11 protein-coding genes are annotated in these 14,180 nt (G+C 66.8%); 3 read left to right on the forward strand and 8 right to left on the reverse strand.

The features are described 5' to 3' along the window. Positions 1-16: 16 nt before the first annotated feature. The 6 genes from recF to RMR04_RS29700 form a co-directional block, all read right to left on the reverse strand. A complete protein-coding gene (gene recF, locus RMR04_RS29675; protein ID WP_311912095.1) occupies positions 17-1,144 on the reverse strand; it encodes a DNA replication/repair protein RecF in 1,128 nt (375 codons plus the stop codon). 129 nt (positions 1,145-1,273) lie between these two features. After that, positions 1,274-2,389 carry a DNA polymerase III subunit beta gene (dnaN, locus tag RMR04_RS29680; protein ID WP_092173020.1) on the reverse strand — a complete coding sequence of 372 codons (1,116 nt, stop codon included), beginning with the start codon at positions 2,387-2,389 and terminating at the stop codon, positions 1,274-1,276. 165 nt (positions 2,390-2,554) lie between these two features. After that, the gene (dnaA, locus tag RMR04_RS29685; protein ID WP_311912096.1) at positions 2,555-4,078 is read right to left on the reverse strand and encodes a chromosomal replication initiator protein DnaA; all 1,524 of its coding nucleotides are present in this window, start codon (positions 4,076-4,078) and stop codon (positions 2,555-2,557) included. A 792-nt stretch (positions 4,079-4,870) separates the two neighbouring features. Then, the gene (gene rpsT, locus RMR04_RS29690; protein WP_092173014.1) at positions 4,871-5,137 is read right to left on the reverse strand and encodes a 30S ribosomal protein S20; all 267 of its coding nucleotides are present in this window, start codon (positions 5,135-5,137) and stop codon (positions 4,871-4,873) included. Positions 5,138-5,321: 184 nt separating this feature from the next. Next, entirely contained in the window at positions 5,322-6,311 is a 990-nt protein-coding gene (locus tag RMR04_RS29695) for a threo-3-hydroxy-L-aspartate ammonia-lyase (RefSeq protein WP_311912097.1), read from the reverse strand. Between the two features lie 193 nt (positions 6,312-6,504). Further along, positions 6,505-7,929, reverse strand: coding sequence for a sodium:proton antiporter (locus RMR04_RS29700; RefSeq protein WP_410492168.1), 1,425 nt, complete (start codon positions 7,927-7,929; stop codon positions 6,505-6,507). A 137-nt stretch (positions 7,930-8,066) separates the two neighbouring features. On the opposite strand from RMR04_RS29700, the gene RMR04_RS29705 reads away from it, so the two are divergent. Together RMR04_RS29705 and RMR04_RS29710 are read left to right on the forward strand one after the other, a co-directional pair. Further along, the gene (locus RMR04_RS29705; protein WP_311912099.1) at positions 8,067-8,546 is read left to right on the forward strand and encodes a hypothetical protein; all 480 of its coding nucleotides are present in this window, start codon (positions 8,067-8,069) and stop codon (positions 8,544-8,546) included. Between the two features lie 229 nt (positions 8,547-8,775). Beyond that, a complete protein-coding gene (locus RMR04_RS29710; protein ID WP_311912100.1) occupies positions 8,776-9,564 on the forward strand; it encodes a class II glutamine amidotransferase in 789 nt (262 codons plus the stop codon). A 24-nt stretch (positions 9,565-9,588) separates the two neighbouring features. Here RMR04_RS29710 and RMR04_RS29715 read toward each other — a convergent pair whose 3' ends face one another. Then, the gene (locus tag RMR04_RS29715) at positions 9,589-10,440 is read right to left on the reverse strand and encodes a hypothetical protein (RefSeq protein WP_410492169.1); all 852 of its coding nucleotides are present in this window, start codon (positions 10,438-10,440) and stop codon (positions 9,589-9,591) included. Between the two features lie 205 nt (positions 10,441-10,645). Here RMR04_RS29715 and hrpB point away from each other — a divergent pair, with 205 nt between their 5' ends. After that, on the forward strand, positions 10,646-13,153 hold the full coding sequence (hrpB, locus tag RMR04_RS29720) for an ATP-dependent helicase HrpB (RefSeq protein WP_311912102.1): 2,508 nt from the start codon (positions 10,646-10,648) through the stop codon (positions 13,151-13,153). A gap of 146 nt (positions 13,154-13,299) precedes the next feature. On the opposite strand, the gene RMR04_RS29725 is transcribed toward hrpB, so the two are convergent. Continuing rightward, positions 13,300-14,115 carry a DUF1194 domain-containing protein gene (locus RMR04_RS29725; protein WP_311912103.1) on the reverse strand — a complete coding sequence of 272 codons (816 nt, stop codon included), beginning with the start codon at positions 14,113-14,115 and terminating at the stop codon, positions 13,300-13,302. Positions 14,116-14,180: the final 65 nt, after the last annotated feature.

Here is a 14,180-nt window from a genome sequence, read left to right on the forward strand (position 1 = left end):
CCACCACAGGGCAATCTCAGCTCAGCGGGACGACACGCCCGGCATTGACCAGGAAGCGCTCAGACCCCTCCGGCAGGCTGGAGAACAGCGCCGGGTCGGCCCCGGTCATCCAGACCTGGCAGCCGAGCGCGAGCAGGGCGTCATAGAGCGCCGCCCGCCGGCGCGGATCGAGATGGGCGGCGATCTCGTCCAGCAGCACGAGCGGGGCAATGCCGCTCATCGCAGCGACCAGCCTGGCATGAGCGAGCACGAGGCCGATCAGAAGCGCCTTCTGTTCGCCGGTGGACCCCAGTTCGGCGGGGATGTCCTTGGGCGCATGGCGGACTTCGAGATCCGAGGCCTGCGGCCCGATCAGCGTTCGCCCGGCGGCGCGGTCGCGAGCCCGGCTCTGCCGCAGCAAGGCGCGGTACTCATCCTCGGCGTCGAGCGCCGGCCGCTGTGCCACCAGAGTATCGAGTTCGCCCGCCAGTGCCAGCTCCGCATGGGGGAAGGGCGAGGCGTCATCGCGGGTCTCCGCGATGATCGCGCTCAAGCGCGCCACCGTCTCGGCGCGGGCGGCGGCGACCGCGACGCCAAGCTCGGCGACCTCGCGCTCGACGGCGTCGAGCCATTGCGTCTGATGCGGCGTCTCCTCGAGGATACGGTTGCGTGAGCGCAAGGCGCGCTCCAGCGCGTTCGAGCGGGTCGCATGCGTCGGGTCGACCGCCAGCACCAGCCGGTCGAGGAAGCGGCGGCGGTCGCCGGCGGCGCCCCTGAACAGCCCATCGACATCCGGCGTCAGCCAGACCAGGCGCAGATGCTCGCTGAAGGCCAGCGCCGAGCCGACCGGAACGCCATCGATGCGTGAGAGGCGGCTGCGCTTGCCCTCGCCATCGCGCTCGCTCAGCCCCATGCCCAGGCGCGGCCCGTCATCGGCGAGCGCGATCGAGACGGCAAAAGAGCTCGGTCCGCCCTGGCGCGCCATGTCGGCAAGGTCGACGCGGCGCAAGCCGCGCCCAGGCGCAAACAGCGAAAGTGCTTCCAGCAGATTGGTCTTGCCCGCTCCATTCTCGCCGACGAGCGCAACGATTTGGCCCTCGATCGTCAGATCAAGAGCCTCGTAGGAGCGGAAATCCTGAAGGATCAGGCGCGCGACGGCCGTCACGACGCTGAATGCCGGCTAGATCACGTCGCATTCGGACGGTCACGCCCGAATGCAAAAAACGTGATCGATTCCAAGGATCTAGAGCATTGCTCCAGCGAAAAACCGGTGCCCACTTTTTCGCGCAATGCTCTAAACGCGCATCGGCATCAGCACATAGAGCGCAGACGCGCCTTCGCGATCCTGGATCACGGTCGGCGAGCCGGGATCGGCCAGCTTGAGCAGGGCCGTGTCGCCATCGAGCTGGGCGGCGATATCCATGAGATAGCGGGCATTGAAGCCGATATCGAGCGGGCTCGCATCATAGTCGACCTCGATCTCCTCGGTCGCCGAGCCGGAATCGGGATTGGTGACCGAGAGCGTCATGCGGCCATCGGCCATGGAGAGCTTCACGGCCCGGCCGCGCTCGGAGGAGATCGTCGAGACGCGGTCGACCGAGGCCGCGAAATCACCCTTGTCGACGGTCAATCGCTTGTCGTTGCCGCTGGGGATGACCCGCTGATAATCGGGGAAAGTGCCGTCGATCAGCTTCGAGGTCAGTACAACGGCCTGGGTCGCGACGCGGATCTTGGTCGCGGACAATTCGATCGCCACTTCGGTCTCGCCGTCCTCCAGCAGTTTCTGGATTTCGGAGACGGCCTTGCGCGGGATAATGACACCCGGCATGCCGGCAGCGCCTGCAGGCGCTGCGGTGTCGACGCGGGCGAGACGGTGGCCGTCGGTGGCGACCGCGCGCAGCAGGCTGCGGCCCTCGACATCGAGCGTGTGGAGATAGATGCCGTTCAGATAATAGCGCGTCTCCTCGGTCGAGATCGCGAATTGCGTCTTGTCGATCAGGCGCTTGAACTCGCCCGCCGGGAGCACGAAGCGATGCGCCATCTCGCCGGCCGTGATGTCGGGGAAGTCGCTTTCCGGCAAGGTCTGGAGCTGAAAGCGCGAGCGGCCCGAGCGCAGGGTCAGCCCGGTCTCGCCAGTCGTCTCAAGCGAGACCTGCGCGCCGTCGGGCAGCTTGCGGACGATATCGTACAGCGTATGGGCCGGGACGGTCGTCGCGCCGGGCTCGGCGACATCGGCGGCGATCGTTTCCACGACCTCGATATCGAGGTCGGTCGCCTTGAGCCTCAGGCCGGCCTCCGCTCCACTGAGCAGCAGGTTCGACAGGATCGGGATCGTGTTGCGGCGCTCCACCACGCGATGCACGTGGCCCAGCGACTTCAGCAGCGTGGAACGTTCGACCGTGACCTTCATATCTCTTAGTCTTCTGGCGTGATTGCGCCCGGGCCAAGGAGGCGCGGGCGGCGGAATGGCCCGCGACATTGCCGGAGGCGCGCCACCGGCGCAAGGGCAGGCGCGCCGGCAATCACAATCAAAGCGGGCGGAGGGGCTTCAATGCCCGTCGCTCACTCCTGCTGCTCACTCCTGCAGCATGCGCTTCAAGAGATCGACCTCGTCATGGAGCAAGCGATCCTCGGTGATCGCCTTCTCGATCTTGCGCACCGCATGCAGCACCGTGGTGTGATCGCGCCCGCCGAACCGGCGGCCGATCTCGGGCAGGGAGCGCGGGGTCAGCGCCTTGGAGAGATACATCGCGATCTGGCGCGGCTTCACCACCGCCGCCGTCCGCCGCTCCGAAAGGATATCGGCCCGGCTGACATTGTAGCGCGTTGCGACCAGCTTCTGGATGTCCTCGATCTTGACGCGGCGCGGCTCGCGGGTCCGCACCAGATCGCGGATCGCGGCCTCGGCCGTCTCCAGGGTGACCGCCTGGCCAGACAGCGTGGCATGGGCGAGCAAGCGGTTGGCGGCGCCGTCGAGATCGCGGCCATTGGTGGCGACGACGCAAGCGACATAGGCGACGACATCGGGATTGACGTGGAAATTCGGATGGGCGGCATGCAGCGCCGCCAACCGACCGCCAAGAATCTTGCCGCGCAGCGTCTCGTCGAGATCGCCGACCTCGACCACGAGCCCACCGCCCAGACGCGAGCGAATGCGCTCGTCCAGGGCCTCGAGATCATTGGCGAGCCTGTCACCGGCCACGACGATCTGCTTGCCGGCGTCGATCAGCGCATTGATCGTATGGCCGAACTCCTGCTGGATCGACTTGCCCTGGATGAACTGCACATCATCGACCACGAGCAGGTCGATGCCGCGCAGCTTCTCCTTGAAGGCGAGCGCGGTCTGCGACTTCAGCGCGGCGACGAAGCCGTACATGAAGCGGTCGGCGGTGAAATAAGCGACGCGCTTGCCCTGGCGGCGCGCCTCCTGAGCGATCGCCTGCAGCAGATGCGTCTTGCCCAAGCCGACGCCGGCATGAATGTAGAGCGGGTTGTAGGGCGTCGATCCGGCAGGAGCCGCAGCGATACGCTCGGCAGCCGCGAAAGCGAGCTGGTTCGACTTGCCGACGATGAAGTTCTCGAAGGTCAGGCGCCGGTCGAGCACCGTGCCGCAAGCGTCGACGATGTCGCGCTCGCATGGCGTCGCTGCCTCACCATGACGGACCTCAGCGGAAGCCGCCACGGGCGTAGCCACCGCAGAGCGCGGACGCGCGGCGGCCATCTCCCGCACCGGAGCCGGGGCGCTGTCACGCGACACCTGGCGGACGGACAGGATGACGCCATTCACGGCGCCGAGTTCGGCCTGGCAATTGACCTGAAGACGCTCGGCGTAATGCGCCTCGAGCCAGCTCTTCAGAAAACGGGTCGGCACGGTCAGATAGGCGACGCTGTCGACGAGCCCGCCGATCTCGACGCGGGCGAACCAGCTCGAGAACACGTCCTCGCCAAGCTCCGCACGCAAGCGGCGGCGAACGCGGTCCCAGGCCTCCCCGAGCGAACCCTGCAGGGGGGCGATCGTCTCCGTGATCGTGGCTGCAATCAAGGGAAGCGGCGCCGCCACTGCCTCGATCGCTGCCACTGTCTCCTGCCGTTCAAACATGTGTGTTGCCCCGTTTCTTTTAAAAAATTGGCGCGCTTGAGCGAGAACCGCCGCAATGCGGCAGCCTCGCCGGCGCTACTGTCCGGTCGATAGAACAGGCTTTCCGCGAACGCTGCGCGCTCGCAGGGGGGCCTGCCTTCGCTCCTGTCGATTACGCCTGGAAAGCCCGCCGCGGGACGAAGCCGCACTTCATCTCAATCTGACAAGACAAAGAGCCGCATCCTCCAACCCCCCTGGGTCGCGAGCCAAACACCCTCATTTCTTATGAAAATCCCCGGTGGCCATTGCTGTCCGCCCGGCGATGAAATGACCTTACAGGGCGCTCTCGAAAGGGATCAACATCCCCTTCAGCCGGCTTCCGAGAGTCGAGGCCCGAAAGGGGTACCCTGACCTACCGGCATTCACCGCGCAATTGGTTGTGGAACTTAAGATTTTCTTTACGGATGCCCCATGCCGCCGGGGGCGAATCTTTTTTTCCAAATGTGCGATCCACCCGAGGTGAGTCCGGGGGAATCCCGAGGGTCAAATCCTTTGCCCGCTAAACTCATGAAAAATAAGCGCTTTCGCTGCGCGGTCAAAACCGCCGGAGAGGCCGATTTTGCGCCCTCAGAGCGCTCCGGGAGTCAACCCCGCAAAGCCGTGGAAAGATTGCAGAATCTTGCTGACACGCGCTCCGAATCAATCATTCGCGCGCTGTAGCAGCCGGGTCACAGCAGGTTTGCAGCCAACGAAAAAACCCGGCCTCGCGGCCGGGTTTTTCAGTCGAAAATCCGCTCTGCGGAATGGCGAAAATCAGGAGGCGAGAGCGCCAACCCGATGCGCCAGGCGCGAGACCTTGCGGGACGCCGTATTCTTGTGAACGATGCCCTTCTGAGCAGCCCGCATGATCTCCGGCTGGGCAGCCTTCAGAGCGTCGGCAGCGGCGCTCTTGTCGCCGGAGGCGATCGCCTCCTCGACCTTGCGCAGGAAGGTGCGCATGCGCGAGCGGCGCGCCTTATTGACCTCGGTGCGACGCGCGATCTTGCGCGTGGCCTTCTTGGCCGACGTCGTATTGGCCATCGAAACGTCCTCGTTGTCATCGCGTCCGTTCGCCTCAGGCTATGTGCCTGGCGGGGTCGGACCGCGACCGTGATGGAAAATGCGTGGGCGGCGGCCGTTGCTTTGCGCGGACCGTCGCGAGAGGCAGGCGTATAGTCGCTGCCGCGCCCGGCGTCAACGCCGGAATGGCCCGCGACCGCAGGTTTTAGCTGGCTGGCGCGATGAAACGGGCAAAGCTCGCCAGATCGACGTTGCCGCCGCTCAAGATCACGCCGACGCGCTTGCCCGCGACAGGCACCGCGCCGGTGAAGGCGGCGGCGGCAGCCAGGCATCCGGTCGGCTCGACCACGAGCTTCATCCGCTCGGCGAAGAAGCGCATCGCGTCGATCAGCGCGGCGTCGCTGACGGTGACGATGTCCTCGACCAGGGCCTGGATGATCGGGAAGGTGAGATCGCCCAGGAACGAGGTCTGCGCCCCGTCGGCGATCGTCTTGGGCACCGCGATCTTGACGATCTTGCCGGAGCGGAAGGATTGCTGGCCGTCATTGCCGGCCTCGGGCTCGACGCCAAAGACGCGGCAGCCCGGATTCAGCGCCTTGGCAGCCAAGGCCGCCCCCGCCAGCAGGCCGCCGCCGCCGAGGCAGACCAGCAGGATGTCGAGGGGGCCGGCATCCTCGATCAGCTCCTTGGTCGCCGTGCCCTGCCCGGCGATGACATGAGGGTGGTCGTAGGGCGGGATCACGGTCAGGCCGCGCTCGGCCGCGAGCCGGCCGCCGATCGCGAGGCGGTCCTGGCTGTAGCGGTCATAGCGCACGACCTCGCCGCCATAGGCCTGCGTCGCCTCGACCTTCGCCACCGGTGCATCCTCCGGCATGATGATCGTCGTCGGTACGCCGAGCAGCTTGCCCGCCAGCGCAATCGCCTGGGCATGATTGCCCGAGGAGTAGGTCACGACGCCGGCGCGCTTCTGCTCCGGCGACAATGCGGCGATCGCATTATAGCCGCCGCGGAATTTGAAGGCGCCCATGCGCTGCAGGTTCTCGGCCTTGAAGACGAGGCTGGCGTCGGTACGCCTGTTGGCGGTAGCCGAGGTCAGAACCGGGGTATGGTGGGCGACGCCCTTGATGCGCAGCGCCGCCGCCTCGACATCGGCATAGGTCGGCAGAGAGGGCTTGCTGGCAGCTGCGTCGGTCATGGAAATGTGTCCTGCGGCGTGATCGTCTCAACGCTATCTGCCAGCACAGGCAGCCAGGCTTCAAGTCAGAGACGGTGACATCAGCCATGCGTGGCGTTGATCGATGCACAAGCCTCGATGCAAGCCGCGGGGAACCCGAGAAGCCCCGGCGAGAGACGCTCGGGACGAGCCCGGGCATGACGACATCGCCGGTTCACCTGAAGAACAACAGCGTCTGCACCAGGAACAGCGGGATCAGGATCGCGCCCGACCAGAGCATGTAGCCGAAGAAGCTCGGCATCGCGACCTTCCGGTCCTTGGCGATAGCATAGACCATGAAATTCGGCGCGTTGCCGATATAGCTGTTGGCGCCCATGAAGACCGCGCCGGCCGAGATCGCCGTCAGCGTCAGCGCGCCCGTTGTCATCAGCGACTTGGGATCGCCGCCGGCGAGTTCGAAGAAGACGAGATAGGTCGGCGCGTTGTCGAGGAAGGAGGACAGCGCCCCGGTCAGCCAGAAATAGGCGATGTTGTTGGGCGTGCCATCGACATGGCTGACCAGCGCGACCAGCGGCGCGAAGGCTCCGTTCCGGCCCGCCTGCAGCATCGCCAGAACCGGGATGATGCAGATGAAGATGCCGGCGAAGAGTTTCGCGACCTCCTTGATCGGCCCCCAGCTGAATTCGTTGCCGGCGCGCACGGGCCCCGGCGTCAGCTTCAGCGAAACTCCCGCCAGCGCGAGCAGGATGAGGTCGCGCGCCAGATTCTGCCATTCCACCGCGATGCCGTGCACGGTGAAGGCGACGCCCGGCTTCCAGCTTGCCGACATCAGGATGGCGAGAATGACGCCGCCGAGCAGGGCGATGTTGACCTTGCCGTAGAGCTTGATGTCGCGGTCCGGCGTCGGGTCCTTGAGCGCGGGAAGGCCCTCCTCCTTGCGGTAGAACCAGCTGTCGAGCCCATAGAACAGCGCCAGCAGCACGATGACGGCAAAGCCGGTCTCCGGCAGCAGATGCGTGGTCGTCCAGAAGAAGCTCACTCCGCGCAGGAAGCCGAGGAATAGCGGGGGGTCGCCGAGCGGTGTCAGCGAGCCGCCGATATTCGAGACCAGGAAGATGAAGAACACGACGACATGGACGTTGAAGCGCCGCGCGTCATTGGCGCGCAGGATCGGGCGGATCATGATGATCGAGGCGCCCGTGGTGCCGACGAAGCTCGCCATCAGCGTGCCGATCGCCAGGAGGACCGTGTTGGTCGCGGGCGTGCCGTGCAGATTGCCCATGATCAGGATACCGCCGGCGATCGTGAACAGGGCGAAGAGCAGGATGATGAAGGGGATATAGTCGAGCAGCCCCGTATGCAGGAGCGCGCCCAGCGCCGGGTCGAAGCCGCGCGACAGGACCAGCGGCGCCAGCACCAGCACCGACCAGAAAGCAGCGAACTTGCCGTAGTTCAGCTCCCAGAAATGCGGAAACAGCACGGGGCCGAGCGCAATCGAGAGCAGCATGCCGGCGAAGGGCAGCGCCCAGGCCGCTCCCATCGCCGCGCCGCCGATATCGCCTGCAGCCAGCGCCGCGCTGGAGATCAGGCATAGCGCGAGCACCGCGCCGGTTCGTGTCAGAAAGCCCGCCAAAGCCATTCCCCGCCCGCTTTTCGCGTGGTTGTCATCATCACCAGTGCCTAGCTGGTTAGCCGAGGACCGAAAGCCTAGCAACCGAGGGCCAAATCAGTATAGGCCCGGCTGACGCAACGAGAGACGATCAGGGGATTTCGAGGATGCGAGCGCTTCTGCCAGTTCTGGTGGCCCTTATCTTCGTCCCGGCCCTGGCCAGCCCGGTCTTCGCCCAGGTCTTAATCGCCGAGATCAGGGCCCAGATCTTCCTCGAACGCTCCGGCAAGCTCTCGGATAATCTCATCGGCGCCAACAAGGCGCTGCACAACACGGTCATCGGCGAGGGCGATGCCGGCGAGCCGGCCGACGCGGTTCTGGTGACATTGGTGTTCACCGGCGCGAAGAACACCAAATCCTCCGACAAGATCGCCCGCGACCTTGCCTCCATCACGGTCAGGCAGCGGGCCAAGACCGGCGAGAAGACCCTGCTGCGGCGCGTTTATGGCGGTTTCCTGTTTGGCGAGAGCGGGCGCATCCACAAGGCCTTCCTGCTCGACAACGCGACCTGTGCGCCGCTCGATATCGAGGTCAAAATCGGCCGCAGCGCCAAGAGCGCGAAGCTCGATTTCAGCTGCGGCGAGTAGCCCGTCGTCATCCTGTGCGCGCCGCAGCACAGCGCGATGTGGTGCAGGCACGGGACCGTCGTCGGGATGAGCCGCCTTTTCGTCTCGCGGTTCCGCATCTGCGCCGCGGCACTGCGCGCCGCAGCGCCTGCGGAATGACCCGCATGGGTCGATTGTTATGCCGGCATTCATCCCTGTAGAATAATCTCCTCCTGGCGGCATCCCGGCCGCAGCCGATTCGGGACCGATCATGTGCCGTTTCCTCGCCTATTCAGGCGCGCCCGTTTTCCTTGAGGATCTCGTTGCAGCGCCCTGCCATTCGCTGATCCATCAGTCGCTCCATGCCGAGGAAACCAAGACCGGCACGAATGGCGACGGTTTCGGCGTCGGCTGGTATGGCGACAGGCCGGAGCCCGGGCTCTACCGGGAGGTACGGCCCGCCTGGGCGGATGAAAACCTGCTCTCGATCGCGCGCCAGGTCCGCTCGCATCTGTTCTTCGCCCATGTCCGCGCCGCGACCGGCACCGCGACGACGCGGGCCAACTGCCACCCCTTCGCCCATGGCCACCACCTCTTCATGCATAACGGCCAGATCGGCGGCTACGGCCTGATCCGCCGCAAGCTGGAGAGCCTGATTCCGGATGCGCTCTATGGCGTGCGCGTCGGCACGACCGATTCCGAGGCGATTTTCCTGCTCACCTTGGCCCGCATGGCCGAGGGTTTCTCTCCCGGCGAGGCGTTGGCCTGGGCGCTGGGCGAAGCGCTCGCCTTGATGCAGCAGGCCGGCATTCGCGAGCCCTTGCGCTGCGCCGCGGCGCTTGCCGATGGCGACAGCGTCCATGCCGTGCGTTGGTCCTCCGACCCCAAGCCGCCGACGCTCTATCTCTGCGACCGCGGCGACAGCGTCATCATCGCCTCAGAACCGGTCGATGCCGCGCGCGATTGCTGGCAGGCCCTGCCGGCCAATACGCTGGTCACGGTGCGAACTGGGGCGGTCGCGCTGTCGCCCTTCGAGGTCGGGCTGAAGCAGGCGGCCTGAGGCGAGGGCGGGCTCAGTCCGAAACTAGGCCCGAAGCCTCACGATCCCATAGGGATTGAACTTGAATTCGTCCTCGTCATAGGTCGATGCAAATGAGTGACTCGCCTTGCGCTCGCGCAGCGTCACCTCCAGCCCGCGCTTCGCGATCTCGTCGGCGACCTCGTCCATGAGCGCGACGACCGCCCGTTCGCTGCCCAGCGACTTCGGCGCATAGACCTCCGGCAGCCCGACGAGGTGAAAGCCGACGCTTTCCAGATAGCCCTTGGCCTCCAGCGGGCGTTTTGCGAAGGCGAGGCGGCAGATTCGGCCGAGCGCCAGGTTGTCGCCGGGATCGCGCACGGCCTGGCGCGCCGCTTGCGCCTGGGCTGCCAGCTCCTGCCAGCGCGCCAGCCCATGCGCGATCCCGGCGCTTTCCCCTTTCACGGCCACCGCTCCGGCCTGGATGAGCTGCTGCGCCAGCAGCAAGGCGGTGGCGGAGGTCTCGACGGCCGTCTCGGCCGTCATTTGCGGCCCCATCACATAAAGCACCGAGCCATGCTCCGCGACGGCCCGCTCGTCCGAGTCCGTCCAGGCATTGGGCTGCACGCGATCCCAGCACACCGCAAATGATCGCTCCATCCGGTCATCCGCCTCATCCTGGGAATAATCCGTGTCGACGCTGAAGCCCTTGGCGACAGTGCCGATCGCGTTGCGGGCGGCTTCGGACAGCCGCGCCAGATCGTGTGTGCGCCCGAGAAAACACAGGACATGGCGTGGCATGACGGACGGTTGAGGCGTCGCGGGAGCAGGCTTTGGCTCGTCGGCGCGGGACGCGCCTCCCAACGCCGATGCGCCGATGAACCATAGGAGGCCGCGACGAATGAGGCTCACATGCATTGGGTCTCTCGAAAGCGGGACCTGCTTCAGCGGGTCGACAGCGCGATCCTGCCGAATCCTGCCAGCCTTGGGCAATCGATTCCTGTTGCAAGCATCCTGGGTCGAGCATCGGGCCTTGCCGGAAACCCGGGCGCCGCATTCCGCTTCAAGGCTTGTGCTCCGAAGACTTGCGCTTCGCCTCTCGTCGCGCCACAGGCGAGACGTCATGCGCGCCTTCGACACGAAGCTTCCCATCGATGCCGTTCTGGACGAACTCGCAGCCTCGCTGCGGGCGCGGCCCAACGTCGTCCTCGTCGCGCCGCCCGGCGCGGGCAAGACCACGCGCGTGCCACTCGCCTTGCTCGACGAACCCTGGGCGAAGGGCGGCAAGCTGATTCTGCTCGAGCCGCGCCGGCTCGCGGCGCGCGGCGCGGCCAACCGCATGGCGCAGACACTGGGCGAACGCGTTGGCGAGACGGTCGGCCTGCGCGTCCGGCTCGGCTCCAAGATCGGCCCGAAAACCCGCATCGAGGTCGTCACCGAAGGCGTCTTCGCCCGGATGATCCTCGACGATCCCGGGCTCGACGGCATCGCGGCCGTGCTCTTCGACGAATTCCACGAGCGCTCGCTCGATGCCGATTTCGGCCTGGCGCTGGCGCTCGATGCACAAGCGGGCCTGCGCGAGGATCTGCGCATCCTGGTGATGTCGGCGACGCTCGATGGCGCGCGCGTCGCGCGACTGCTCGGCGATGCACCCGTGATCGAGAGCCAGGGGCGGGCCTTTCCCGTCGAGACACGCTATCGCGGCCGCGATCCGCTGAAGCGCATCGAGGATCAGGTCACGGAGGCCGTGCTTCTGGCGCTGAACGAGCAGGCGGGCTCGCTGCTCGTCTTCCTGCCCGGGCAGGGCGAGATCCGCCGTGTCGAGGAGCGCCTGCGCGAGCGCATCCGCGAGGCTTCCGTCGAGATCGCACCGCTCTATGGCGCGCTCGACCAGGCAGAACAGGACCGCGCCGTGCTGCCTGCGCCCAAGGGCCGCCGCAAGGTCGTATTGGCGACCGCCATCGCCGAGACCTCGCTGACGATTGAGGGCGTGCGCGTGGTGATCGATTCAGGCCTTGCCCGCGTACCGGTCTACGAGCCCGATATCGGCGTGACCCGGTTGGAGACGCGCCGCGTCAGCCGCGCGGCGGCAGACCAGCGTCGCGGCCGCGCCGGGCGCACCGAGCCCGGCATCTGCTACCGGCTCTGGGAGGAGGCCGGCACCGGCGCGCTGGAGGCCTTCGCACGGCCCGAAATCCTCTCCGCCGACCTTGCCCCCCTGCTGCTCGATTGCGCCGCCTGGGGTGTGACCGACCCGACGAGCCTCGCCTTCCTCGATACGCCGCCCGCACCGGCCCTGAAGGAGGCGCGCGCCCTGCTGACGACGCTGCACGCGCTCGACGGCGATGGCCGCATCACGCCGGAGGGCAAGGCGTTGCAGGCGCTGCCGCTGCCACCCCGGCTGGCGCGCATGGTCGTCGCCGCCGCGGGCTTCGGCCAGGCGAGCCCGGCGGCCGCGCTTGCCGCGTTGCTGGTCGAGCGCGGGCTGGGCGGCGATGCGATCGATCTTGCCGAGCGCCTGGAGCGGCTCGGCCGCGAGCGCGGCGGCCGCGCTGCCGATATGCGCCGGCTGGCCGAAGGCTGGGCGCGCAGCGCGGAGAAGGCGCGTCCGAAGCTGCGGGAGCTGGCGCTGCGGCCTGGCCTCTTGCTGGCGCTGGCCTATCCTGACCGCATCGCCAGGGCGCGCAGCGCGGGCTCCGGCCAGTATCTGCTCGCCAATGGCCGCGGCGCGGCGCTGGAGCCCTCCCAGCGGCTGGCGCGCGAGCCCTGGCTCGTGGTCGCGGAGATGACCGGGGCCGCCCAGCAGGCGCGTATCATGGCGGCGGTAGTGATCACGGAGGAGGAAACCCTCTGGCTCGCGGGCGAGGGGCTGGCGCCTTTCACGATCGAGGAGCGCAGCGAGGTCACATTCGAGCGGGCTGCGAGAGCGCTGCGTGTCCGCGCTGTCAGGCGCTATGGCGCGCTGCTGCTGGCGGAACGGCCATTGCCGGTCGACGCCTCCCTGGACAATGCCACGGCGCTGGCCGGGGGCATCGCCGCGCTCGGCATCGGGCTCCTGCCCTGGACGAAGGCGCAAGTGCAATTGCGCGAGCGCGTCGCATTCCTGCGCAGGGCGATGGTGGCCTCGAGCGGCGACAATCACTGGCCCGACCTGACGGATGAGGGCCTTGGGCCCGATGTCGCGACATGGCTTGCGCCGCATCTTCTGGGGCGTGCGTCACTTGCGGCGATCCAGGCCTCCGACCTCGATGCGGCGCTGGCCGAGCTTCTGCCCTGGGATCTGAAACGCCGGCTCGATGCCGAGGCTCCGACGCATTTTACCGCGCCGACGGGCTCCAGCCTCGCGGTCGACTATGCCGCCGAGGCCGGTCCGACGATCTCGGTGCGGGTACAGGAGCTCTTCGGGCTTGGCCTCCACCCTGCGCTGGCCGGCGGGCGCGTGCCGCTGGTGCTGGAATTGCTCTCGCCGGGGCACAAGCCCATCCAGATCACCCGCGACTTGCCTGGCTTCTGGCGCGGCTCATGGTCAGCGGTGAAGTCCGAGATGAAGGGTCGCTACCCGCGCCATCCCTGGCCGGACGATCCGGCCGCTGCCCCGCCGACGACAAGGGCGAAGCCGCGCGGGACGTGAGGCTGTGCAGTCATGCTCGCCCGTGTGGCGAGTATCCATGTCTTGAACACAAGCCTGGATCAGCGAAGACGTGGATGGTCGGGACAAGCCCGACCATGACGCAAGTCCGACCACGACGACGGAGTAGAATTCCCGCGTGTCGCTGTTCAATTCCCCATCCGGTCGCGCCATTGCCGCTCGCCCGCCAGGCAGCTCGGGTTCTGGCTGGTCGACTGCGCCTTCTGGACGAGCGCCTCGCCATCTCGCGGCATCTCGGCGATCTCGCGCACCAGCTTGGTCCGCGTCGCATCGACGAATTGATGGCGCTCGCGAATCGGGATCACGAAGGCGCCGATGCCGGTGACCACGCAGTCCTTGTAGTAGACGTCGAGGTTGTCGATATCGAAATAGCTCGCCTGCTTCAGCATGATCGGCAGGCCGTTGATGTTGATGCCCTTGGCGGCGGCTTCATCGCGCGCGGCAGTGACGGGGCGCCCGTCATTGTTGGCGCCGTCACCGGAGATGTCGATGACCCGGCGCATCGCCGTGACGTTGGACTTTTCCAGAAGCGCCATACCGAGGTCGATTGCCCCTGAGATCGAGGTGCGCCGGCCGCGCCGCGTCGGCGCCTCGCCCAGCTCCTCGGCGAAGGCCAGCGCCGATTGCGGCGTGTCGATGATGGTCCAGGATTTGACGATGTGCTGGAAGTCGGTGCCGGCCCATTCGAAATAGGTCACGGCGATCTTGCCGATCGCCCCCTTGGCGATTGCGTTATGCAGCTCCTTGGAGCGGAAGGCCTCGATATAGCCGTTTCGCTGCAAGGCGAGCTCGTCGATATCCATCGAATAGGACACATCGAGCGCCAGGACGAGCGCGACATCGACCTCCTCAGCGGGCGCTGCGGCCTGCTGCGCCTTGGTCGCCGTGCCGGTCAACAGACCCGCTGCCGTGAGACTCAAGAGACCGAACAGCCAACGCCGCATCGCCACCTCCGTCATCCTATCGTGACGGCAGTGTGCGCTTCGTTTCGTTTCCCGCCAAGGCCGAA

It is taken from the genome of Bosea sp. 685 (assembly GCF_031884435.1).
In the GTDB taxonomy this organism is placed as follows: domain Bacteria; phylum Pseudomonadota; class Alphaproteobacteria; order Rhizobiales; family Beijerinckiaceae; genus Allobosea.